The sequence below is a fragment of the Nonomuraea fuscirosea genome, from assembly GCF_003001935.1.
Classification (GTDB): domain Bacteria; phylum Actinomycetota; class Actinomycetes; order Streptosporangiales; family Streptosporangiaceae; genus Nonomuraea; species Nonomuraea fuscirosea.
In genome coordinates this window covers 79,868-103,886 of the sequence record NZ_PVNG01000005.1, presented here as the reverse complement: position 1 = coordinate 103,886, position 24,019 = coordinate 79,868, and the positions used below count along the sequence as shown (strand labels likewise).

The 24,019-nt window shown below is 71.3% G+C and carries 18 protein-coding genes; 14 read left to right on the top strand and 4 right to left on the bottom strand.

Annotated elements, in window-relative coordinates; all coding sequences use genetic code 11:
- The first annotated feature begins 47 nt into the window (after positions 1 to 47).
- Positions 48 to 1,478 carry a sulfatase family protein gene (locus B0I32_RS13365; RefSeq protein WP_245955802.1) on the top strand — a complete coding sequence of 477 codons (1,431 nt, stop codon included), beginning with the start codon at positions 48 to 50 and terminating at the stop codon, positions 1,476 to 1,478.
- Between the two features lie 34 nt (positions 1,479 to 1,512).
- Here B0I32_RS13365 and B0I32_RS13360 read toward each other — a convergent pair whose 3' ends face one another.
- Positions 1,513 to 2,211, bottom strand: a complete 699-nt coding sequence (locus B0I32_RS13360) for a FadR/GntR family transcriptional regulator (protein WP_106238524.1) — start codon at positions 2,209 to 2,211, stop codon at positions 1,513 to 1,515.
- Positions 2,212 to 2,308: 97 nt separating this feature from the next.
- Between B0I32_RS13360 and B0I32_RS13355 the strand changes: the two genes are divergently transcribed.
- Genes B0I32_RS13355 through B0I32_RS13345 form a run of 3 tightly spaced genes read left to right on the top strand, consistent with a single transcriptional unit; the run spans position 2,309 to position 4,972 of the window.
- The gene (locus tag B0I32_RS13355) at positions 2,309 to 3,040 is read left to right on the top strand and encodes a (Fe-S)-binding protein (protein WP_106238521.1); all 732 of its coding nucleotides are present in this window, start codon (positions 2,309 to 2,311) and stop codon (positions 3,038 to 3,040) included.
- Positions 3,037 to 4,428 (top strand): lactate utilization protein B, encoded by a 1,392-nt coding sequence (locus tag B0I32_RS13350; protein ID WP_106238519.1) that lies wholly within the window; start codon positions 3,037 to 3,039, stop codon positions 4,426 to 4,428. Before B0I32_RS13355 ends, B0I32_RS13350 begins: the two co-directional genes overlap by 4 nt.
- Positions 4,415 to 4,972, top strand: a complete 558-nt coding sequence (locus B0I32_RS13345; protein ID WP_106238517.1) for a LutC/YkgG family protein — start codon at positions 4,415 to 4,417, stop codon at positions 4,970 to 4,972. Before B0I32_RS13350 ends, B0I32_RS13345 begins: the two co-directional genes overlap by 14 nt.
- Positions 4,973 to 4,975: 3 nt before the next feature.
- Here B0I32_RS13345 and B0I32_RS13340 read toward each other — a convergent pair whose 3' ends face one another.
- Together B0I32_RS13340 and B0I32_RS13335 are read right to left on the bottom strand one after the other, a co-directional pair.
- Complete coding sequence (locus B0I32_RS13340; protein WP_106238515.1) at positions 4,976 to 5,986, bottom strand: baeRF2 domain-containing protein; 1,011 nt, start codon at positions 5,984 to 5,986, stop codon at positions 4,976 to 4,978.
- A gap of 3 nt (positions 5,987 to 5,989) precedes the next feature.
- Positions 5,990 to 6,397: a DUF2795 domain-containing protein gene (locus B0I32_RS13335; RefSeq protein ID WP_106239160.1), complete on the bottom strand. Its 408-nt coding sequence runs from the start codon at positions 6,395 to 6,397 to the stop codon at positions 5,990 to 5,992.
- A 78-nt stretch (positions 6,398 to 6,475) separates the two neighbouring features.
- Between B0I32_RS13335 and B0I32_RS13330 the strand changes: the two genes are divergently transcribed.
- The 10 genes from B0I32_RS13330 (at position 6,476) to B0I32_RS13275 (ending at position 21,965) form a co-directional block, all read left to right on the top strand.
- Positions 6,476 to 7,555, top strand: coding sequence for a GNAT family N-acetyltransferase (locus tag B0I32_RS13330; protein WP_181307344.1), 1,080 nt, complete (start codon positions 6,476 to 6,478; stop codon positions 7,553 to 7,555).
- Positions 7,556 to 7,635: 80 nt separating this feature from the next.
- Entirely contained in the window at positions 7,636 to 8,811 is a 1,176-nt protein-coding gene (locus B0I32_RS13325; RefSeq protein ID WP_106238511.1) for a bifunctional cobalt-precorrin-7 (C(5))-methyltransferase/cobalt-precorrin-6B (C(15))-methyltransferase, read from the top strand.
- Positions 8,812 to 8,879: 68 nt separating this feature from the next.
- Positions 8,880 to 9,725, top strand: a complete 846-nt coding sequence (locus B0I32_RS13320) for a sirohydrochlorin chelatase (RefSeq protein ID WP_106238508.1) — start codon at positions 8,880 to 8,882, stop codon at positions 9,723 to 9,725.
- 13 nt (positions 9,726 to 9,738) lie between these two features.
- A complete protein-coding gene (gene cobT, locus B0I32_RS13315; protein ID WP_106238507.1) occupies positions 9,739 to 10,809 on the top strand; it encodes a nicotinate-nucleotide--dimethylbenzimidazole phosphoribosyltransferase in 1,071 nt (356 codons plus the stop codon).
- 26 nt (positions 10,810 to 10,835) lie between these two features.
- Positions 10,836 to 11,849: an agmatinase gene (gene speB, locus B0I32_RS13310; protein WP_106239158.1), complete on the top strand. Its 1,014-nt coding sequence runs from the start codon at positions 10,836 to 10,838 to the stop codon at positions 11,847 to 11,849.
- 78 nt (positions 11,850 to 11,927) lie between these two features.
- A complete protein-coding gene (cobA, locus tag B0I32_RS13305) occupies positions 11,928 to 13,160 on the top strand; it encodes a uroporphyrinogen-III C-methyltransferase (protein ID WP_106238504.1) in 1,233 nt (410 codons plus the stop codon).
- 62 nt (positions 13,161 to 13,222) lie between these two features.
- Positions 13,223 to 16,735, top strand: a complete 3,513-nt coding sequence (locus B0I32_RS59800; RefSeq protein ID WP_245955801.1) for a dynamin family protein — start codon at positions 13,223 to 13,225, stop codon at positions 16,733 to 16,735.
- Positions 16,732 to 18,354, top strand: a complete 1,623-nt coding sequence (locus tag B0I32_RS13285) for a YfjP family GTPase (protein ID WP_106238498.1) — start codon at positions 16,732 to 16,734, stop codon at positions 18,352 to 18,354. The genes B0I32_RS59800 and B0I32_RS13285 overlap by 4 nt, the downstream gene beginning before the upstream one ends.
- Positions 18,355 to 18,859: 505 nt before the next feature.
- Positions 18,860 to 19,915, top strand: coding sequence for a single-stranded DNA-binding protein (locus B0I32_RS13280; RefSeq protein WP_106238495.1), 1,056 nt, complete (start codon positions 18,860 to 18,862; stop codon positions 19,913 to 19,915).
- Positions 19,916 to 20,672: 757 nt separating this feature from the next.
- On the top strand, positions 20,673 to 21,965 hold the full coding sequence (locus tag B0I32_RS13275) for a GGDEF domain-containing protein (protein WP_106238493.1): 1,293 nt from the start codon (positions 20,673 to 20,675) through the stop codon (positions 21,963 to 21,965).
- A gap of 995 nt (positions 21,966 to 22,960) precedes the next feature.
- Here B0I32_RS13275 and B0I32_RS13270 read toward each other — a convergent pair.
- Positions 22,961 to 23,752: an arginase family protein gene (locus tag B0I32_RS13270; RefSeq protein ID WP_219911775.1), complete on the bottom strand. Its 792-nt coding sequence runs from the start codon at positions 23,750 to 23,752 to the stop codon at positions 22,961 to 22,963.
- Positions 23,753 to 24,019 lie beyond the last annotated feature (267 nt).

Below are 24,019 nucleotides of genomic sequence, written 5' to 3'. Positions count from 1 at the left end.
GGGCGGTCTGCGTGTCAATGGCGGATCATCCTGGGTAGTCACACTCTGTGCTCAAGGGTTTGTGTCGTCTCGCCGCCTGCCTGCTGCTTCTGCTGCCGGCGGCGGGACCGACGATGGCCGAGGGCGACTCCCGGCCGAACATCGTCCTCATCATGGCCGACGACCTGGAGAAGGGCACGCTGCAGAACTTTCCCAACATCACCCAGCACCTGGTCGGGCAGGGCGCCTCGTTCGACCGCTTCTTCGTCACCAACTCCTGGTGCTGCCCCTCCAGGGCCTCGATCCTGCGTTCCCAGCACGTCCACAGCCACGGCGTCCTGACCAACACGGCGCCGGAAGGCGGCTTCGCCCGCTTCCACGAGCAGGATCTGGAACGTTCCACGATCGGCACCTGGATGCAGGAGGCCGGCTACCGCACGGCGCTCATGGGCAAGTTCCTCAACCACTATCCGGGCAACTCGGCTCCCGAGGCGTACGTGCCGCCCGGCTGGGACGAGTGGGACGTGCCGGTGCGCCAGCTCTACCAGGAGTACGGCTACCGGCTCAACGAGAACGGCGGCCTGTTCGACTACGGCTGGTCGGAGCAGGACTACCTGGCCGACGTGCTGGCCGGCAAGGCGCGCGACTTCATCGCCGGCTCCGACGAGCCGTTCTTCCTCTACCTCGCGCCCATCGGCCCGCACAACCCGGCCAACCCGGCCTACCGGCACGCCGACGCCTTCCCGACGGCCACGGCGCCGCGCACGCCCTCCTTCAACCAGGCCGACGTCTCCGCCGAGCCGCTCTGGCTGCGCGAGAGGCCGCCGCTGCCGCCGGAGACCGTGGCCGAGGTCGACGAGCGCCACCGCACCAGGCTGCGTTCCATGCTCGGCGTGGACGACCTGGTCGGGACGGTGGTCCAGGCGCTCCAGGACTCCGGCAAGCTCGACAACACCTACATCTTCTTCACCTCCGACAACGGCTTCCACCTCGGCACGCACCGGCTCAAGCAGGGCAAGACCACGCCGTTCGAGGAGGCCATCCACATCCCGCTCGTCGTCAGGGGTCCCGGTGTGCCGGCCGCCTCGGCGATCACGCAGATGGGGGCCACGATCGACCTGGCGCCGACGTTCGCCGAGCTCGGCGGGGCCACGGTGCCGCCGTTCGCGGAGGGGCGCTCGCTCGTGCCGCTGCTGCGCGGCCGGTCGCTGGGGGAGTGGCGCAAGCACGTGCTGGTCGAGTTCAACCGGCCGCTCAACCGGTCGTCGGCGGCCCAGACGCCGGTGCCGGCCTATCGGGCGTTGCGCACGGATCGGTACACCTACGTCCGGTACGAGACCGGGGAGTTGCAGCTCTACGACCTGCAGGCCGACCCGTACCAGTTGCGCAACCTGGCGATGAGCGCCGATCCCGCGCTCGTGTCGCGGCTGGACGCGCTCCTGCACGGGATGGTGCGCTGCACGGGGGCCGGCTGCCGCGAGGCCGACCGCCAGGAGTGACGGCGGCTCGTCCGGCCCTCTCCTGGGGAGAAGCTCAGGTGAACAGCGACGGGTACGCGTGCGCCAGATGCTCGGAGACGGCCGCGACGGCTTCGTCCGCCGCGCCGCGTTCGATGGCCGCGAGGATGCGGACGTGGTCGGCGCGCAGGATCGAGGTGTCCCCCAGCCGCCGCACCGCCTCGACCGAGTAGATCCGCATCGAGTCGCGCAGCGAGCGCATGATGGCGGCGATGAGCCGGTTGCCCGAGGCGTCCGCGATGGCGCAGTGGAAGGCCGTGTCGTGCTCGACGAACTCCTCGGCCGACCCCGCCGCGTCCATCCCGGCCAGGGCGGCGGCGAGCGCGGAGGTGTCGGCGCGGGCGCCGGCCGCCTGGGCCGCCGCCCACTGCTCGATCATCTGCCGGGTGCCGATGACCTCGCGCATCTCCAGACCGGCCAGGCCCAGGTGCAGCCGGAGCAGGTCGGTCAGCGCCGAGTCGGGCCGCGAGGTGAGCACGGCGCCGGCGTCGGGGCCCCGGCCCGCCTGGGAGGAGACCACGCCGAGGGTCTCCAGCACGCGCATGGCCTCGCGTACCGACGAGCGGCTCACACCGAGCTGCTCGGCGAGCTGGCGTTCGGCGGGCAGCCGGTCGCCCGCGGTGAGGCCGTCCTCGGTGATGCGGCGCTCGATCTGCGCGAGCACGTCCTCGAACGTCCGCGTTCGCTTGACGGGACGCCAGCCGGAGCCGTCCAACGAAGCCTCCTGGTGCCGGGATGGATGCTGGCCTGATTCATGATGGTTCGATATGGTCTGACCATACTGTGGTCCGACCATTAGCGGAAGGAGAGCCGTGCGCGTCGCCCTGTTCATCACGTGCGTGAACGACACGCTCTTCCCGGGCACCGGCAAGGCCGTCGTGTCGCTCCTGCGCAGGCTCGGCTGCGAGGTCGACTTCCCCGCCGCGCAGACCTGCTGCGGGCAGATGCACGTCAACACCGGCTACCGGGAGGACGGCGTACGGCTGGCCCGCCACTTCACCGAGGTGTTCGCCGGTTACGACGCCGTCGTCGCGCCGTCGGGGTCGTGCGCGGCCATGGTGCGCGAGCAGTATCCGAAGCTGGCGAAACCGGGCAGCAGGGGAGCGGCGGCCATCGCCGAGGTCGCGCCGAAGGTGTACGAACTGTCCGAGTTCCTGATCGACGTGCTGAAGGTCGAGGACGTCGGCGCATATTTCCCGCACCGGGTGACCTATCACCCGACGTGTCACTCGCTCCGCGGCCTGCACCTGGGCGACCGGCCGGCCCGGCTGCTGCGCAACGTCCGCGGTCTGGAGCTGGTGCCGCTGCCCGGCTCGGAGGAGTGCTGCGGCTTCGGCGGCACGTTCGCGGTGAAGAATCCCGCCGTCTCGGCCGCGATGGGCGCCGACAAGGTCCGCCACATCCAGGACACCGGGGCCGAGGTGCTCTGCGCGGCCGACAACTCGTGCCTGATGCACATCGGCGGCACCCTGCGCCGCCAGAAGACCGGCGTCAGGACCATGCACCTGGCCGAAATCCTCGCATCGACGGAGGAGGCCCCATGAGCTCCACCTTTCTCGGCATGCCCGGCAGCTTTCCGGACAACTCCCGCAAGGCCGTACAGGACTCCCAGCTCCGCTTCAACCTCCGCAAGGCGACGCACACCATTCGCGACAAGCGCGCGGGCGTCGTCGGCGAGCTGCCCGACTGGCAGGAGCTCAGGGCCGCCGGCAAGGCGATCAAGGACCACACCCTGCGCCACCTCGACCGCTACCTGGTGCAGCTCGAAGCGGCCGTGACCAGGGCGGGCGGCACCGTCCACTGGGCCAGGGACGCCGCCGAGGCCAACCGCATCGTGACCGGCCTGGTCCAGGCCACCGGCGAGCGCGAGGTGGTCAAGGTCAAGTCGATGGCCACCCAGGAGATCCAGCTCAACGAGGCGCTGGCCGAGCACGGCATCACCGCGTACGAGACCGACCTGGCCGAGCTGATCGTCCAGCTCGGCGACGACTTCCCCAGCCACATCCTGGTCCCCGCGATCCACCGCAACAGGTCGGAGATCAGGGAGATCTTCCTCGACAAGATGCCGGGGGTCTCGCCCGACCTCACCGACGACCCGCCCGCGCTGACCGAGGCGGCCCGGCTGCACCTGCGCGAACGCTTCCTGCGGAGCAAGGTCGCGATCTCCGGCGCCAACTTCATGGTGGCCGAGACCGGCACGCTGGTGGTGCTGGAGTCGGAGGGCAACGGCCGGATGTGCCTGACCCTGCCCGAGACCCTCATCAGCGTCGTCGGGATCGAGAAGCTGCTGCCCTCCTGGCGGGATCTGGAGGTGTTCCTCCAGCTGCTGCCCAGAAGCTCCACGGGCGAGCGGATGAATCCGTACACGAGCATGTGGACGGGCGCGGTCGAGGGGCAGGACTTCCACCTCGTGCTGCTCGACAACGGCCGCACCGACGTGCTCGCCGACGAGGTGGGCCGCCAGGCGCTGCGCTGCATCCGCTGCTCGGCCTGCCTGAACGTCTGCCCGGTCTACGAGCGCGCGGGCGGTCACGCGTACGGCTCGGTCTATCCAGGACCGATCGGCGCGATCCTCACCCCGCAGCTCAGGGGCATGTCCTCCGAGCTCGACGCCTCGCTGCCGTTCGCCTCCAGCCTCTGCGGGGCCTGCTACGAGGCCTGCCCGGTGGCCATCGACATCCCGGAGGTGCTGGTCGACCTGCGGGCCAAGGCGCCGCACGCGGCGGCGGAGCAGGCGGGCATGAAGGTGGCCGGCTGGATTCTCAGCGACCACGAGCGGCTGGCCAAGGCCCAGCGGGCGGCCGGGAAGCTGCGCAAGCTGGTGCCGAAGCGGCTGCCGGGCCCGCTGTCGGCCTGGACCGACACCCGGGACCTGCCCGACATTCCCGAAGAATCATTCAGAGACTGGTGGGAGCGGAATGAGCGCGCGTGAGGAGATCCTCGCCCGGATCGGCCGGGCCGTCGCCGGCGGCGCGGAGGTGGACATCCCCCGCGATTACCGGACGGAACGGCAGGTGGAGGACCTCGTCGGGCTGTTCGCCGAGCGGGTCGACGACTACCGGGCGATCGTCCACGTCGTGCCGGCGGCCGACCTGCCCGCCACGATCGACGCCTGCCTGGGCGAGCGCCGCATGATCGTCCCGGACGGCTTCGACCGGCCGGGCGGCTGGAGCGACCTGAAGAGCGCCGACGGCGTGGTGACCAACTGCGCCGTGGCCATCGCCGAGACCGGCACCATCGTGCTCGACCACGGGCCGGGCCAGGGGACGCGGGCGCAGACGCTGGTCCCCGACTACCACCTGTGCGTGGTGCGGGCCGACCAGATCGTGGCCGGCGTCCCCGAGGCCGTGGCCCGGCTCGACCCGGCCCGTCCGCTCACCTGGATCAGCGGTCCCTCGGCCACCAGCGACATCGAGCTCAACCGGGTCGAGGGCGTGCACGGTCCCCGTACCCTCGTAGTGATCATCAGTACGTGACGGTCAGTACCTGAGCACCGCGGCCACGTCGTCGACCGCGTCGGTGAACCACAGCTCCGCGTCCGTCATCGCCGCGGCCCTGGCCAGCGCGGAGTCCGCGCGTTCCTGCACCGGCTCGGCCACGCCCCACCGGTGCAGCTCGGCCCGGTCGGTGCACAGTTGCGTGCCGCCCTCGCCGATCCAGACCGGCTTCGGCATCTCGCCGGGCACCAGCAGGGCGTGCACCCGGCCCTCGCGCAGGGCCTTCGAGACCCAGGCCATGCCGGTGGGTCCCGCGGACTCCTGGTGCCGTTCCAGCAGCTCCGCGCGCCGGTGGTCGAGCCAGTCGTCGAGGGCCCGCTCCACGTCCTGCTCGAACCGGCCGTGGTTCTCGCGGCTGCCGTGCTCGACCATGGTCACCCGGTCGGCGGCCTTGGTGCCGAGGTGGCGCAGCAGGTAGGAGCGCGACTTCGGCTCGCCGGCGATCAGCACCAGCTCCGCCCCGACGCGGCGTACCTGCTCGTCGATCTCATGGGCCACGGCGACCGCGTTCTTCTCCCAGGTCTCGTCCACGGCCTGCTCGTAGCGCTTCTGCGACCAGCCTCCCTGCGCGGTCTTCTGCAGCGGCCAGGAGGCGGCCTCCACGGTGGTCGTCCGCGGGGACCCGCCCGCGAACACGGTCACCTCCGCCCCCGCGTGGTCCACGATGACCCGGATGTGCGGCACGTTCTCGCCGCGCAGCATCAGCATGGGCGTGACGTGCGGCAGAGGCGTCCACGTGGTCATCTCGTCCGGCTGGCGATCGAGCGATTCGGCCAGCACGACGTTGCCGTCCGTGGCGAACAGCGCCCGCCCGGCGGCGGGCCGCAGGGCCTCCTCCTCCAGCGCGTCCAGGGTCGTCTCGGTGAGCCGGTCGAGCCGGTCACGCGCGCCGCGCCAGTGGGCCCGGCGCTCGGGGCCGGTGAAGGCGCCCAGGTAGACCGACGCGTACGGTCCCGGGCGCTCGTACAGGCGCCTGATGAAGTCCAGCCGCACCCGTCACCACCTCCGCTGCTCCACGCCGATGCCCAGGGCCTTGGCGATGTCGGCCATGTTGCTGAAATCACGGTCGGGCAGCGACTCGACCAGGTCGACCACCCGGTCGGGCGCGCCCTGGCGCTCGGCGCGCCGCAGCAGCTCCGCCTTGGACGCGGGCCAGTGCGTGTCGCTCAGCCACTTGGCCAGGTCGCTGCGGAGATCGACGTCACCCTGCGTCATGCCCTCGGGGACGCCTGGCTCGTGACCGGGCGGGTACGACCGCTGGGGCTCCTCACCGGCCGACGGCATGGACTCGGGCTCCTTCCACTCCTCGGCGTGCGTCGTGCCGCCGCCGCGGACCATGCCCTCGGTCTCGTGCTTCTGCTGCTCGTCCAGACGGGGGCCGTGCTTGTCGCTCCCACGTTCCATGGTTCTCTCACTCCTCTCCCTGCGCCCCCTTACCCCCGCTTTCGTGGGCAAACATCGCGACTGTGTACCCTGCCCAGCGTGTTCGATCCCGACGTGAGCATCGCCACCGCACGGCTGACGCTCCGCCCCTTCGGTCCCGGGGACGCCGCGCGGATCCGGTCCGTCGTGCAGTCCGGCGTCCGCTTCCTCCCGCCGGGCGCTCCGGACAGGACCTCCGGCATCGCGCGCTGGCTCACCCACGGCGTGCACGAGTTGCGCCGCTCAGGACAGGGCGTCCATCTGGCCATGGCCGACGCCGACGAGGTCGTCGTGGGGGCCATCAGCCTGTTCAAGACCTCGTGGGAGGCCGGCACGACCGAGGTCGGGTACGGCGTGCACCCCCTCTACCGCCGCCGCGGCTTCGCCACCGAGGCCGTACGCGGGCTGACGGACTGGGTGTTCGACACCACGCGGATGCGCCGGATCGACCTGACGGCCAACCTGGACAACCCGGCCTCGCTCCGCGTCGCGCTCAAATCGGGCTTCACCTGGGAGGGCGTGCTGCGCTCCGCCGTGCTCGACGAGGACGGGACGCACGACCTGGTCATGTTCGGCCTCCTGCGCGAGGACGGCCGCCTGCCCGCCGACTCCCTGCCCAGGACCGACCTGCGCACACCGCGCCTGCTGCTGCGCCGGCCGTCCCCCGGCGACGTGCGTGACCTGGCCGCCACCGGCGCCGACGCGCTCACCCAGGCCGGCACGGGCGTGCCGCGCGACTACAACGAGGAGCAGGCGCGCGCCTACATCGAACGCTCCGAGCGGAACAGGATCAGGGGCGCCGGCATCATCTGGACGGCCGAGGAGCTGGAGACCGGCCGCTTCGCCGTCAACGTGGACCTGCGCGACGTCGACTGGAACAGCCGCACGGCCGAGGTCGGCTACATGACCGCCCCCTGGGCCAGGGGCAGGGGGTACGCGGGCGAGTCCGTGCTGGCCGTCGCCCGCTGGCTGTTCCAGCGGCACGGCTTCACCCGGCTCCAGCTGCGCGCCTCCCCCTCCAACACCGCGTCGCAGCGGGTGGCGGAGAAGGCCGGTTTCGTCCGCGAGGGCGTCGCCCGCGCCTCGCTCGGCGGCGAGGACCTGGTCGTCTACAGCCTCATCCCGTCCGACCTGGCCTGAGGGCACGCCGGACTGACCGTCCCACCCTTTGTGAAACACCCCCGCACCCGTCACCCTTGAGGTGAGGACGGTGAGGCTCAATGATCACGGTGGTCGGCTGGGACGGGTCCGAGCTCTCGGCCAGGGCGGTGGGCAAACTGCAGGAGGCCGGGCTCGTGGTGGCGCCCGCGGCCGTGCTCGGAAGGCTCCAGCTCAACGCGACGACCGCGGTGGACGGGTCGCTGCTGGAGGCCATCGACGGTCATCTCGAACACGGCGAGGGCCCCGCGGTCGTCGTCGCGGAGGGCGATCCCGGCTTCTTCGGCGTCGTACGCACGCTGCGCGCACACGGACTCAAGCCGGACGTGTTACCGGCCGTCTCGCTCGTCGGCCGCGCCTTCGCCCGCGCCGGGCTCAACTGGGAGGACGCCCTGGTCGTCGCCCCTTCGGGCCCCGCCCAGCTCAACCGGGTCGTCAACGCCTGCCGCGCTCACCCCAAGGTCGCGCTGCTGGTCGCGCCCGGTGTCGGCCCCGGCGAGATCGCCAGGGAGCTGGCCCCCACCACGCCGCGCGCGCTGATCGTCTGCGAGGACCTGGGCGGGCCCGACGAACGCGTCACCCACAGCCGGATGGGCGAGGCCACCACCAGGCCGTGGAAGGACCCCGACGTGGTCCTCGTCATCGACCCGCTGCACCGGCCCAAGGAGCCGAGCTGGGTGGCGGGTGCGCGGCCGGGGCCGGCCGAGTGGGCGCTGCCGGCCGGGGGCGGGCTGCCGCCTGAGGTGCGGGCGTACGTGCTGGCCAAGCTGGGCCCCCGGCTGGGGGACCTCGTCTGGGACGTGGGCGCGGGTACCGGCGGGATCGCCGTCGAGTGCGCCCGGCTGGGCGCCGCCGTCGTGGCCGTCGAACGCGACGAGGGCCGCTGCGCCGAGCTGCGCGCCAACGTGCTCGCCCACGGCGTCAAAGTGGCTCTGACCAGGGGACAGGCGCCGCCCGCGCTGGAGCCGCTGCCCGACCCCGACGCGGTCTTCGTGGGCGGCGGCGGCCTCGACGTGGTGATGGCCTGCGCCGCCCGGCGCCCCCGCTCGCTCGTGTCCGCGCTGAGCAAGGTCGAGCAGGTCGCGGCCGTGCTCGACCGGCTGCGCGAGCAGGGATACCACGGCGAGGGCACCCAGATCATGGCCTCCAAGCTGACCCTCGACCCCGACGGCTCACACCGCCTGACCGCCTCCGACCCCGTGTTCGTGGTCCACGCGACGCCCGCACACACAGGGTGACCTGTTCCGTACCGGTGCGCATCGGTTATCCTCGCGTGACTTTGTCTACCGCACCGGAGAATCCCTCAATGAAGCCGCCGCTCCTGCTGATCGGGCAGGGCTCACAGGACGACGCCTACGCCGCGGAGTTCGGGAGGTTCGTGCACCGCCTCCGCTGCCGCCTCGACCAGACGGGCGCCGACGTGTCAGGGGGTTACCTGGAGCGGGCCACTCCCCGGCTGAGCGACTCGGTGGCCTCCCTGGTCGCCAGGGGGCACCACCGGCTGGTCGCGCTGCCGTTGAGCCTCAGCAGGGTGGACGAGGAGTTCCCGGCCGCGATGGCGCTCGAACAGCAGCGTCACCCCACCCTCATGTACGACTACGGTCGCCCGCTCGGCCCCGACCCCCGCGTGCTGTCGCTGCTGGCCGAGCGGCTCAAGGAGGCCGCCGCCGAGATCTCCAGGCCGCGCGCCCTCGAACTGGTCGGCGCCAGGCCGAGGCTCCGCTCCGTGGACGCGCCGCCGGCCGACGACTTCCACGCGCACGTCGAACCGGGCGAGACCGCCGTCGTCCTGGTCGGCGAGGGCTCCACGGACGCGACCGCGAACGCCGAGGTCCACCGGGTCTCGCGGCTGTTCTGGGAGACGTACGCCTACGACTACATGACCGTCGAGACCGCCTTCGTGTCGGTCACCCCGCCCGGCGTGCCCGGCGGGCTCGAACGCTGCCGGCGGCTCGGGGCCAAGCGGGTGATCGTGGTGCCGTACCTGCTGTTCGCGGGCGGCATGCTGGAGCGCGTCTGGGCGCAGGCGCTCGCCTACGGGGCGGGGCATCCCGACCTCGACATCCGCTGCGCCGAGGTGATCGGCGACTGCGAGACCCTGGCCGACGTCGTGATCGACCGCTACGAGGAAGCCCTCCAGCTCGTCCCCTAACCGGAGGTTTGCCGTGCTCGCCGAGACGCTCGCCGCGATCCGCCCCGCCGACCCGCGGGCGCTCGCCGAGGCCCGCGCCCACCAGGACCGCCTCACCAAGCCGCGCGGCTCGCTCGGTGTGCTGGAGGACGTCGCCGTCCGGCTCGCGGGCGCGGCCGGGGTCAGCCCGCCGCCCATGCCGGAGCCGGCCGCCCTGGCCATCTTCGCGGCCGACCACGGCGTGCACGCGCGCGGCGTCACCCCGTGGCCGCAGGAGGTCACCGTGCAGATGGTGGGCAACTTCCTGGCGGGCGGCGCGGTCGCCAACGCCTTCGCCGCGCAGGCGGGCGCGACGGTGACCGTGGTGGACGTCGGCGTCGCCGCCGACCTGCCCGACGCGCCCCAGCTGATCAAGCACAAGATCGCGTACGGCACCGCGGACCTGTCGCAGGGCCCCGCCATGACCGTCGACCAGGCGGTCAGAGCGCTGGAGGCCGGCATCCTCGTCGGCAAGGAGCTCGTCGCCGCGGGCGCGCGCTGCCTGATCACCGGCGACATGGGCATCGCCAACACCACCGCCTCGGCCGCGCTGATCTCCGCCTTCACCGGCATGGACCCGGCCGAGGTGACCGGCAGGGGCACGGGGATCGACGACGAGACGTACGAGCGCAAGGTCGGTCTCGTCCGTTCGGCCCTGCGCGTGAACGCGGTGTCCGACGTCTCCTCCTCGCCCAGCGAGGCGCTGCGGGCCCTGGCCGCCGTCGGCGGGTTCGAGCACGCGGCCATCGCCGGCCTCATCCTGTGCGGCGCCGCGGAGCGCGTGCCGGTGATCCTCGACGGCGTCATCGCCGGCGCCGCCGCCCTCGTGGCCGCCGCGCTCGACCCCGCCGCGATCGACCACTGCGTGGCGGGACACCGCTCGGCCGAGCCCGGCCACACCGCCGCGCTCACCCACCTCGGGCTGCGCCCGCTGGTGGAGCTGGAGCTGCGGCTCGGCGAGGGCACCGGCGGCCTGCTCGCCCATCCGATGGTCTGCGCCGCGGTACGCGTGCTGCACGAGGTGGCCACGTTCGACTCCGCGGGGGTGACCGAGAAACCCGTGTGATGATGGGGACACGGGAGGTGCGGACCATGGCGCGTTACGGACCCATGTACGGGCCCGACATCACGTTCCTCGGCGTCGGGCGGTGCGACGCCGGCGATCCGGCGACCTACGCCGACGCCGACGTGGTGATCATCGGGGCTCCGTTCGACGGCGGCACCTCCAACCGGCCCGGCGCCAGGTTCGGGCCGATGGCGCTGCGCCAGGCCTGCTACCTGCCGCACGACGGCTCCAGGCCCAGCCTGGCCCTGCGCGTGGACGCCCTGCGGGACCTGCGGGTGCTCGACGCCGGCGACGTGGAGTGCTACTCCGGCGACGTCGAGGGCTCGCTGGCGGCCATCGAGGAGACCGTGCACCGGGTGGCCGCGTCGGGGGCGATCCCGCTGGTGCTCGGCGGCGACCACACGGTGGCGCTGCCGGACGCGCGCGGCACCGCGCGGGCACACCCGGCCGGGCGCACCTCGATGATCCACTTCGACGCCCACGCCGACACCGGCGACATCTCCTTCGGCCACCTGCACGGCCACGGCCAGCCCATGCGGCGGCTGATCGAGTCGGGGGCGATCCGCGGCGACCGGTTCCTGCAGCTGGGGCTGCGCGGCTACTGGCCCGAGCCCGAGACGCTCGGCTGGATGGCCGCCCAGAACATGCGCTCCTACGAGATGACCGAGATCGTGGCCCGCGGGCTCGACGAGTGCCTGACGGAGTCGTTCGGGATCGCGCTCGACGACTGCGACCAGGTCTTCCTGTCGGTCGACATCGACGTGTGCGACCCCGGCCACGCCCCGGGCACCGGCACGCCCGAGCCGGGCGGGCTGACGGCCAGGCAACTGCTCGACGCCGTCCGCCGGATCTGTTACGAGCTGCCGGTCGCGGGGATGGAGGTGGTCGAGGTGGCGCCGCCGTACGATCACGCCGACATCACCGCCTACCTCGGTAACCGGGTTATCCTTGAGGCCTTGTCAGCGATGGCCAGACGCCGTAAGGACGATGAGGGCGGGCCTCGCTGGGATCCCCGGCAGCCTCTTCTCGACGGTCGTTGACCGTGCGCAGCAAATGACACAGGCGAAGCCGGTAGGTTTACCTCTTAACACAACGTTCGCGAACGGGAGATTCCCCCCATGGGCCCCTACCTCCTCGGCCTGCGGCTTTCCGGCCGCCGGGTGCTCGTCGTGGGCGGCGGCCGCGTCGCCCAGCGCCGGGTTCCCGCGCTGCTAGAGGCCGGTGCGGAGGTCACCGTCGTGTCGCCGTCGGTCACGCCGGCGCTCGACGACCTGATCGCCGCCGGCAGGGTCACCTGGCACGCCCGGCCCTACGAGGTCGGCGACTGCGACGGCGCCTGGCTCGTCCAGGCCTGCACCGACGACAGATCCGTCAACACCGCGGTGGCCGGCGAGGCTGAGGCCAAGCGCGTCTGGTGCGTGCGCGCCGACGACAAGGACGCCTCCGCCGCCTGGACCCCGGCGAGCGGGCGGGTCGACGAGATCAGCGTGGCCGTCACCGCGGGCGGAGACCCGCGCCGGGCCGCCGGCATCCGCGACGCGGTCGTCGAGGCGCTGCGCGACGGCACCGTCGACGCCCGGCGCAACCGCACCAAGCCGGTCGGCGTCGCCCTCGTCGGCGGCGGCCCCGGCGATCCCGGGCTCATCACGGTGCACGGGCGTCAACTGCTCGCCCAGGCCGACGTGGTGGTCGCCGACCGCCTCGCGCCCCGGGGGCTGCTCGACGAGCTAGCCGCCGACGTGGAGCTGATCGACGCGGCCAAGGTGCCCTACGGCCGCTCGCTGTCCCAGGAGACGATCAACGAGCTCATCGTGGACCGCGCCAGACAGGGCAAGTTCGTGGTCCGGCTCAAGGGCGGTGACCCGTTCGTGTTCGGGCGCGGCGGCGAGGAGATGATCGCCTGCGCCCACGCCGGCATCCCCGTCCTCGTCGTCCCCGGCATCACCAGCGCCGTCGCGGTGCCCGCCGCGGCCGGGGTGCCGGTGACCCATCGCGGGGTGAGTCAGGAATTTCATGTCATCTCCGTGCACGTGGCTCCCGACGACCCCAAATCCACCGTCGACTGGCCTGGCCTGGCCCGTTCCCAGGGCACCTTGGTGCTGCTGATGGCCGTCGAACGGCTGGCGAAGGTGGCCGAGGCACTCCTTCGCGACGGACGTGCTCCGGAGACTCCCGCAATGGTGGTGCAGGACGGTACCCTTCCGACCCAGCGGGCGGTTATCGCTTCCCTTGCCACTGTGGCCGACCGCGTGTCCGCGGCTGGGATACGGCCGCCGGCGATCGTCATCGTCGGCGATGTCGTGAGGGTCGGCCAGGAGGTCGCAATGGTTCGAGCGGAGCGCTTGCCGTGAACACGGCCAGGGATGACGGACGGAACGAGTCAGCCGGGGAGCAGACGTTGAGCTTCCGCGCGGTGACTGACGAGGGCCTTGACCAGGGCCTTGACCAGGGCTCTGATCAGGGCCGGGGCGACGACGCCCGCAACGGCGCCGGCACCCGCGAGACTCCGGAACGCCCCGGCGCCTCAGGCCGCCCGGATCGTTCCGTTCCGGCCGGCGGCGATCCTGGCCGACGGGGCGAAGCCGCTTCGACCGGCGACGACGCGGGGCGCGGCTCCGGCCGCCTGGGCGGCTCGGCTCCGGCCGGCGGCGATGCGGCGGCCCGCGGCGGCTCCGCTTCGGGCAGAGGTGACGCGGGGCCCGGCGGTTCCGGCCGCCCGGATCGTTCCGTTCCGGCCGGCGAAGAACCGGCCGGCGGCTCCGGCGTGGCGAATCGTTCCGCGGGTGGCGGCTCCGGCGTAGCAGGACGTCCCGCTTCGGGCGGCGGCTCCGGTGGGGGCGAGCCTCGTGAGGGGTCCGGCGTGCAGCCGGGCGGGCGACTGCCCGTCCGCAAGCCGCGCAGGCCCTCCTTCCGCGAGCAGGGCTCCGAGCCTCCCGCCCGGGAGAGCGGGAGCAACAGCCGGGAGCCCGGCCAGTGGTTCCGCGACTCGCCCGCGCCGACCCAGCCCCCTTCCGAGGCGCCCAGCGGCAGGCCGTCCCTGTTCGAGAAGCCCGCCGCGTTGCGACGCCCCACGACACCCCAGGACCTTGAGGCCCTGCGCCCGCCGGCCGGCTTCGACGACCCTGAGCCTCCTTCGGGGCGGCCCTCACTCTTCGTCAAGCCCGCCTCCCTCGGCGGCCCCGGCGCCCGCCCCGCCCCTCCCGCCGAGCCGGTCGGGGAACAGGGCGAGAGCCTGTGGGTCAAGAAGCCCGCAGCCGCCACCCGCCCTGCCGAACCCGCAGACGTGGAAGCCGGCGACACCGCTGCCGGGCTCGACGCCGACACGGAAGCCGCCGCGCGGAAGGACGCCTCCGAGACGCGGGAACCAGCCGAAGCCGCACGAACCGGCGCATTCGTCCCGGAAACCGGCGAAGCCTCGGAAGAGGAGACCCGCACCGGCACGGACGCCGAGCCGTCGGCTGATGAGGCGCTCAAGGCCCCGAGTCCATCGGCCGATGACGCACTCGTGGACGTACAGCCATCAGGTGGCGACGCACTCGCGGACGTACAGCCATCAGGCGGCGACGCGCTCGCGGCGGCGGAAGCCGGCGACGTGCTCGCCGACACGGACACTGAGACCGGCGACGCGCTCACGACCACCGACCGGACCCGCGCCGACAGCGGCGCGAAGCTCGCGGACGGCGGCGAAGAACCTGCGGACCTCCAGCAGGAGGCACCTGAATCCGAGCCCGCGGATGCCCGTGGCGACGCTGCGGCCGCAACGACGGGCGAGGCCGCGGAGACAGTCGCGGACCCGGAGGCCCACGAGGCCGCCGCCGAGGACGCGAAGACCGATCAGGTCTTCGCCGATGCAGCGCACGACGACGCGAGCTCCTATGACGCGGGCTCCGGCGACGCGAGCTCCGATGACGCGAGCTCCGGCGACGCGAGCTCCGATGACGCGAGCTCCGGCGACGCGAGCTCCGATGACGCGAGCTCCGGTGGCGAGGGCTCCGACGACGCGAGCTTCAGCGACGAGGCCTCCGAAAGCGCGAGGGCCGATGAAGAGGGCTCCGCGGAGACGGACGGCGAGGACACGGCCGCGAAAACCGCCGACGACCAGGAGGCGGTCACATCCGAAGCCTCCGACCAGGTGGCGGCCACGCCGGAAGCCCCTGACCAGCCGGCGGCCCCATCCGACGATTCCGACCAGCCTGCGACCTCACCCAGCGCGTCCGACCAGTCCGCGAGCCCGTCCGGCGCCTCCGCAGCCGTACCCCTGCGCCAGGGCGAGCGGCTGGAGGACCTGCCCCCCGAGGCGGTCGAGGCGCTGACGACGGCGCTCGACGCGCTGCGCGCGAGCGTCGCCGACCTGCGTTTCGGCCTCGACCTGCCGGGCTCCGAGGAAGCCAAGCGCACGCAGGCCGACCTGCTGGCCCAGCTCGACAACTACGTGCTGCCCCGGATCAAGACCCGCACCGCCCCGGCCCTCATCGTGATCGCCGGCTCGACCGGCGCGGGCAAGTCCACCCTGGTCAACAGCCTGGCCGAGAAGAACGTCTCGCGTACGGGCGTACGGCGTCCCACCACCGGCACCCCGGTCCTGGCCTGTCACCCCGAGGACCACAAGTGGTTCGCGGAGGGCGAGCTGCTCGGCGCCCTCCAGCGGCTCGACAAGCCGACCCAGGAAGCCACGATGGGCAGCCTGGTCATCGTCCAGACCGAGAAGCTGCCGCAGGGCGTCGCGCTGCTCGACACCCCCGACATCGACTCGGTGGTCGAGGAGCACCACGAGATCGCGCACCGCATGCTCGACGCCGCCGACCTGTGGATCTTCGTGACGACGGCCGCCCGCTACGCCGACGCCCCCGCCTGGAACCTGCTGCGGCTGGCCAAGGAGCGCGGCGCCCGCCTGGCGATCGTCCTGTCCCGGGTGCAGCAGAAGTCCGCCGACGTGGTGCTCAAGCACTTCGGGCGGATGCTGAGCGAGTACGGTCTGGGCGAGATCGACCGGTTCGTCATCCACGAGGCGGAGGTGGCCGACGGCAGGCTGCCCGACAGCGAGGTGACCGACCTGCGGCTGTGGCTGGCCGAGCTGTCCGTGGACGAGGATCGGCGGGCGCAGGCCGTACGCGAGACGCTGAACGGCGTGCTCAACAGCTTCCGCACCCGCGTACCGGCGCTGGCCCGGCACCTGGAGTCGCAGGTGGCGTTCCGGGCCGAGCTGCGCAGCGACGTGGAGGCGGCCTACCTGAGCGCCCTCAGCACGATCGACAAGGCCTCCAAGAACGGCTCGCTGCTGCACGGCGAGGTGCTCGCCCGCTGGCAGGACTTCGCCGGCTCCGGCGACCTCATGCGTTCACTGCAGCTGCGCAGGCGCGGCCGGGCGGCCAAGCAGGCGCCGGAGCGGGTGCTGGCGTTCAAGGCGGCGGTCCGCACCGGGCTCGAATCGGTCATCGTCGCCGCCGCCAACCGGGCCTCCGAGGAGGTGGCGGCGCGCTGGCGGCACCGTTCCGAGCTGGGCGCCAAGCTCGGGGAGAACCTCGACCGGCCGTCCGACAACCTCGTCCGCCACACCAGCAGGGCCATCGCCTCCTGGCAGGATCACCTGGGCGAGCTCGTCCGCACGGAGGGGGTGGCCAAACGGTCGGTGTCGAAGCTCGTCTCGTTCGATCCCGAGTCGCTCTCGCTGATCTTCATGGTCGCCATGTTCAGCGGGAGCAACGGCGAAGGGGTGCCGCACCGGCTGGTCAACGCCCTGCTCGGCGCGGAGTCGCTGCGCGGCATCGGCGCCAAGGCGCTCAGTGACCTGCGGGCCAGGATCGGCATGTTGTTCGACGAGGAGGCCATGCGTTACGTGCAAGCGCTCGATTCCGCCGGCATTCCGGACGAATCCGTCGCCACCCGCCTCTATCAGGCTACGTACAACCTTGAGGTCGCGCGATGACCACCATGACCACCAGACCGGGGCTCGCTCCACGGTTGGCCGCGCTCACCAAGGTGGTGGAGCTGGGCCCGGGGCGGCTGGACAAGAAGCTGCTCGACGAGGCCGGCGGGCTGCTGAAGCGGGCCGGTGACCGGCTCAAGCTGTCGTCGGAGCACACCGTCGTCGCCCTCGCGGGTGGCACGGGCAGCGGCAAGTCGTCGCTGTTCAACGCGCTGTCGGGGCTGGAGCTCTCGCCCACCGGCGTACGCCGTCCGACCACCGCTCGTACCCACGCCTGCGTGTGGGGGCTGGAGGGCGCGGGGCCGCTGCTCGACTGGCTGCAGATCCAGTGGCGGCACCGCTTCTCCCGGGCCAGCGCGCTCGACAAGGGCGACAGCCAGCTGCACGGGCTGATCCTGCTCGACCTGCCCGACCACGACTCGATCCGGGCCCTCACCGACACGGAGGCCGACCGGCTCATCGGGCTGGCCGACCTGGTCGTGTGGGTGCTCGACCCGCAGAAGTACGCCGACGCCTCCACCCACCGGCGCTACGTGACGGAGCTGGCCGGGCACGACGCGGTGACGGTGTTCGCGCTCAACCAGGCCGACCGGCTCACCACCGAGGAGCTGGCCGAGCTGGTCATCGACCTCAACGACCTGCTGCGCAGGGAAGGCGTGGAGCATCCCAGCGTCGTACCCACCTCGGCGGTCACCGGTCGCGGCGTCGAGAGCCTCAGGAGCGTCATCGCCACCGCGGTCAGCCGCCGGCGCGCGGCCATCCAGAAACTCGAGGCCGACCTGCACCGGCTGGAGCAGAAGCTCAGCGAGGCCATGCCGATGGGCGAGGCGCTGTCCGCGCCGTCCACGGTCGACGAGGCCCGCAGGATGGGGCTGACCGACGCGCTGTGTGACGCGGTGGGCGTGCCGGCCGTGGGCGAGGCCATGGAGAACGTCTACGCGGAGCGGTCCGACCAGTGGGTCGGGTGGCCGTACCCGCGGTGGGTCGGGAAGCTCCGTACCGACCCGCTGAAGAGCCTGCGCCTGGACGACGTCGGCCAGGAGATCCGCGGCATCACGACCACCTCGGTGAGCGCTCAGTCGGCCGAGGTCGCCAACGCGGTGCAGGCGCTGGCCGACGGGCTGTCCATGGGCATGCACCCGGTGTGGCGCACGGCGGTGCACCAGGCGGCCCGATCGCGCTCCAGCCAGCTGCCGCAGGCCCTGACGGAGGACCTCACGGAGGTGGCGCCGCAGCTGGACCGCGTACCGGGATGGTGGCGGGCGCTGAAGGTGTGGCAGTACTTCCTGGTGGTGGCGTTCGTGGCCGGACTGGCCTGGCTGGTGGTGGGCCTGCTCATGCCCGGCCAGCTCCCGCCGGCCTTCGAGCTGCTGGGAGAGAGCGCGACGCTGCCGTGGGTGGGGCTGATGATGGCCTCCGTCCTGGGGCTCGGGGCCCTGTCCGGCATCGCGTCCCGCAACTTCGTGGAGCTCGGGGCGTCCAGGGAGCGGGAACGGCTCGAACGGGAGATGAGGCGCAGGGTCGCGGCGGTGTCGACGACCATGGTGGTGGAGCCGGTGGAACGAGAGCTGGGCCGCCATCACGCGTTTTATACGGCTATGAGGGACTTGTCCGTCTAAAAGCACTCAACCCCGAGCCCACCCTCAAGCAGAACGCCCTCTCCCAGAACGCGCTACGCCAGAACGGCCTTGCGCCACCACGGCCACGTACATCAGGCCAGAACGGCCCTGCCCCAGGACCCGCAATGCGAGACGACGTAGGGCGAGACGACGCAGTGTGAGACCACCTAGGGAGAGATGACGATGATGGCGGGCTCCCTCGGGGCCCGCCATCACCATGCCAACCACTTCCCTCCCATGGGCCGGGACGAATCCATGGCGGGACGAACCCATGGGCGGGGACGAACCCAAGCCGGGACGAATCCATGGGCTGAGACGAATCCGCAGCGAGCATGACACGACCGGCTATCCACAGCGCGCATGACACGGCCGGCTATCCACAGCCCCAACCTCCCCCCACCCCTTCATCCACAGAACCCCGTTCGGCAACCCTTCCCCCCACCCGCACACGGCACCGTGGTCCCCAGATCGCGGGCAGCCGGCCCGCCGCACTGGGAGGCATGGGATGAACGACATCTACATCACACTCACCGGCAACGTCGCGGCAGAGCCGAGGCAGTACAGCTTCGACGAAGGCACCAAGGTCACCTCGCTGAAAGTCCTCACTTCACACCGCTACTTCGACCGGAAGACAGGCCAGTGGACCGACGGCGACAAGGTCTGCTTCACGGTGCGCTGCTGGCGCGCCCTGGGAGACAACGTCGCGGCTTCTGTACGTTCCGGCCATCCCGTGGTGGTGTCCGGCAGGTTGCGCATCCGCGAGTTCGGCACTGACGGAGATCGCCGCTTCATGCCCGAGATCGAGGCCAGTTCGGTGGGCCACGACCTGCGGTGGGGCACCGGAGTCTTCACCAAGCCCGAGCGCGGCGGCAACGCCCTGGTGAGTAGGGAGATGCGCGAACGCCTGGACGAGGAGACCCGAGACTGGGCGATGGGCACCCGCCCGCAGCGCCCCCTCGGCCGCCCCGAGTTCCCTGACGACAACGAGCAGCCCTCGACCTACGCCACCGACCGCCACCCCGCAAGCCACTCGTCCCCGGCTGACAGCAACACCCGCCCCCCGCTCCCGAACGGCACCAACACGCGCCCGCTGGCCGCAGGCGCCGGAGACGTGCGCACCCTGGTCCAGGACGGCGGCGGCGTACACACGCTGCTCCCGCACGACGAAACCACGCGAACGCCTGCACCCTTCGACGCGACCGCAGAAGGGTCAAGCTCGAACAACATGGCGACTCGCACCCAGAGCCCGGCCGAAGGGGCCGTCCACCCGCTGGACCCCGACGACGGCGCCGCACACCTACCGGGCTGGGCCGACGGAACCACCCACCGTCCGACCGCGGACGCCGCCGCACCTACGCCGACCTCGATGGGAGGCAAGACCCCACGCACCCGCCGCGCGACCAGCGACACCGCCCGCACGCCGAAGCCCGAGGCCGACGACGCCACCATTCGCGTTCTGAACGGCACCGAAGCCGACGACGCGACCGATCGCGCCGACGAAGGCCAGGCAGCCGCCGGCGGCAAGACACAGCGGAAGGTGAGGGAACGAGCAGCGGCGTAACGCAGACCAGCGCAGGACGACCGACATGTGGGGACACCGACCACCACGACGGTGTCCCCACACCCTCCCCAGCCAGCCAGCCACACCAGGACGCCACAGGACACCGAGGTTGTGGGCGGCGAGCGAGAGGTGTGCGGCACCGACCACTGAAGCTGCAGGGCTGAGCAGAAGAGGAGAACGGCGCCGGTCCCCGAGATCGGGGGCGGCGCGCGGTGGGGGAACGGTGCGGGTCGCCGAGCTCGGGGGCGGCGCGCAGTGGAGGAACGGTATGGGTCACCGAGGCTGGGGGCGGTCAGCGGAAGTGGGAACGGTGCTGGCCCCGAGGGCAGGGCATTGAGCAGCGGGGGACGGGGCTGGCGTTTGGGCCAGGAGGCGGACGCTGAGCGAGGTCTGGAGCGGGGCCGAGTCGCGTACCGGGAGCCGGTGTGGCGGGAGTGCGAGGGAGACGCGGAATGGAGAGGCGGAATGGAGAGGCGGAATGGAGAGGCGGAATGGAGGGGGAGGGGGCATCGGCCGGGTCCTGAAGACCCCCGATGAGCGGCCGATGGTGGGTTGGCCGCCTCAGGCGGCTAGAGCATCTGTCATGTCCAGGTCACGCCCCGCACCATGGGCTGCTCCTTTCCAGCACGACTCTGCATCACGGGCCCGCTCGTGGAGTGAGCAGGTGTTGTGGTCATTGCCAACGTATCGGTTCCCATCGCACAACGCACACTCCGCAATTATTGTGTTACACATCGTTAGTCAGGGAGGAGACGAGATGGCGGTGACCAGTCACGTCCCGATCAAGTCACGCGACGGTGTGTCAACACTGGCCGACCGCTGGCCATTGCTAGGGCAACGTCGCCCGCTCGTGGTCTACTTGTGCGCGATCGTCGCACTTGACGTGGCCGCGATCATCGTGTTCGCGACGTCCACCGTCTTCGAATGGCGCGACCTGCTCATGTTCGGCGCTCTCATGGGATGCGGCGCCGTGTGCATCGAAGCGACCAGGCGCCTCGGCATGCCCGCCGGGGTGTCCCGCGACCTGCTGTCCGCGTGGTGGCTGCCGGTCGCGTTGCTCCTGCCCCCGGTCTACGCCCTGTTCGCGCCGATCGTGCTGCAGGTTCTCCTCCAGGTCCGGGTACGGGCGACGGTGCTCTACCGCCGGGTGTTCAGCTCGGCCGCCATCGGACTGGCCGGATGCACGGCGTCCGTCGTGTTCCACCAGTTCGTCAGCGATCCGTGGATCCTGTCGCAGGGCGGCGGACTGCCGATCATGATGGCCGTGGCGTCCGCCGTGCTGTTCTCCCTGCTCAACATCGCGCTCATCGCCATCGCCGCCCACACGGCCAACCCCGACAGCACGTGGCGGGAGGTTCTGTGGGACAGGGAGAGCCTGCTGCTGGACATCGTCGAGCTGTGCCTGGGCGTGACCGTGTCCGTCGGCTGCGGTCTCAATCTGGCCCTGCTGCTCCTCGCGCTGCCCCCGGTGGTGCTGCTCCAGCGCAGTCTCCTTCATGCGCAGTTGCAGGCGGCGGCCCGTACGGACGCCAAGACCGGCCTGCTCAACGCGGCCGCGTGGCAGCGCGAGGCCGACACCGAGATCGTCCGGGCCCGTCGCACCGGCGACACCCTGGCGCTTCTGATCATCGACATCGACCACTTCAAGCGGGTCAACGACGCTCACGGCCATCTGGTCGGTGATCAGGTCCTGGTGGGGGTGGCGTCGACGCTGCGCAGCCAACTCCGCGATTACGACGTGGTGGGCCGGTTCGGCGGCGAGGAGTTCGTGGTCCTGCTGCCGGGGGCCGACATCGACGAGGCCCGCCGGGTGGCCGAGCGCCTGCGCGTACGCATCGGCCACATGGCCGTCCCCGTCGACGCGACCTTGATCAGGGTGACGATCTCGATCGGCGTGGCGTTGATGAGCGTCCACGGCGACGACCTGATCGACCTGCTGGCGGCGGCTGACCTGGCCCTCTACCGGGCAAAGGAGCTGGGCCGGAACCGCGTCTGCATACCCGTCGTCCAACCTCCACCCCCCGCCCTCCCCAACGACCCAGCCGCCTGATCGAAATCTTCGCTCAAGGGGCATGCCACCCGGCCCTTGCCGGGACGGCACGCCGGGCGGCTCTCTTCGGGCGGCACGTCTGGTGGTCCTCCCCGACGGCCCTGCTGCCTGATCGAAATCTTCGCTCAAGGGGCATGCCACCCGGCCTTTGCCGGGACGGCACGCCGGGCGGCTCTCCCCGGACGGCATGCCAGCCCTCCCTGCTCAGGCGGCACGCTGGGCGGCTTTCCTCGGATGGCGTGCCGGGCGGCCCTCCCTGGGCGGCATGCTGGGTGGCCTTTCTCAAGGTTCCGCCGTCTGATCGGCATCTTCGCCCAAGGGGGCACGCTGAGCTGTCCTCGGGCGCCACTCCAGCTGGTCCTGCCCGGGCGGTGTGCGTCCATTGCCCATATAGAGGGCGAGGGTGGCATGTGCCCATGGTGCAGAGGGCGAGGGCGGTGTCTGCACCATGGCGCAGACGGTGGCGTGGCATATGCCCCTGACGCAGAGGAGGAGGCAGCGTGTCTATGGCGCGTGAAGACGTGCGGCTGCATGTCGATGAATGTGGACCTGTGGCTGTGTGTTGCTGGGGGACGGAACGTGGGGCTGTGTCCGTCCTGAGGTGGGCGGCTGAGCGGGTGCTGAGGGCTGGGGTGCCGTGGTGCGGGTGAGGGACTGCCACGTGCGGGTTGCGGAACCGTGGTGCGGTGAGAGAAGGCTGAGCGGCCGTGGTGCTCTGAGCTGGGGCTCTGTGGTGAGTGGCTGCGACATAAGGGGCTGCGGGCCATGGTCTGGGGAGGGCTGAGCGCCGTGGTGCTGTGAGCTGGGGTGCTGTAGTGAGTGGCTGGGGCGTGAGGGGGTTGCGGGGCCTTGCGTCTGTGAGGGTTGAGCGGTCCAAGGATCAAAGACAGTTCCTCAGCATCACGAAGGATCTTTGGATCACGCTCCGGGCCAGCCCTAAAGACGTCACCTCCGTCGCGATAAGGAGCGATGGAGGCACCGGGAGGAGTCGGCCGTCAGCGCGTCAGTGCGGTGCCCAGTTGGCGAATCACCTCGGATTCGTCGAGGTTGACGTCGTCGCTGGATGGCGCGTGTTCGGTGATGGCTGCCCCGATGATGTCGTCCACGTGGGAGATGAGGTCGATCAGTCGCTGCGGCTGCACGCCGTTTGGCTCCGGGTAGCAGGTGGCGCCAAAGGCGGTGGGCTCCAGGACATCGAGGTCGATGTGGACGTATACGGGGCCGCGCAGACCGTCGAGTGCGCGCTCCAGGTCGTCGACGCCGTACCTGCGCAGGCCGGTCTTCGCGAGGTACTCGTGCTCGGACGTGTCACCTGCTCGCTCTCCAGCGATGATCACCTGATGTGGTGCCAGCGGATGCTCCAGGGTGAGGCCGGTCGGCCCGTCTCCGGGTAGTGCGCGTACCACCATCCCGTGGAAGGCGCCCGATGGGAGCGTCTGCGGGCTGTAGACGTCCGGGTGGGCGTCGATCCACAGCACCGTCAGGGCGTCCCCGTAGCGGGTGTGGGCAGCGGCGATCGGCGGGATGTCGACCGCGCAATCACCGCCGACAGTGATCACTCGGTCGCCGATGCCGGCCAGTGCCTCGCGCGTCAGCCGCTGGTTCTCCACGAGCATGTCGTACGCGCGGATCCCGGCGGCCTTGCCGCCGCCCGTTTCAAGCACCGGCACCGTCACTACCGTGTCGGCTGGAATGAGTTCGGCGGCGCGGCGAGCTCCGGCCATCAGCTGGGGCGCCCTGCTCGACGCTGATCCTTGCCATTGGGGCACGCAGAGTGCAGTCGTCATGCGGCGACAATACGAGATTCCAGAATCAAGAGTCTAGATCGATATCGCGCTTTGTCGGGGAAATTTCCGTCAGACCGACACTATGGCGGGAATTTATCCACGATGTTCTCATAGTCGCCCCGTGCTGGCCGAGTAGGCGACAGCGGTCACTCCTCTACCGAAGAAGCAGCCGGACGAATACTTACCGAAGCTCACTTGAGTGTGGTCTTCGCATAAGCAGCTTGCGCGGAAACCGACGCTCGTCGGTCCACGTCGGCGCGGTGGCGT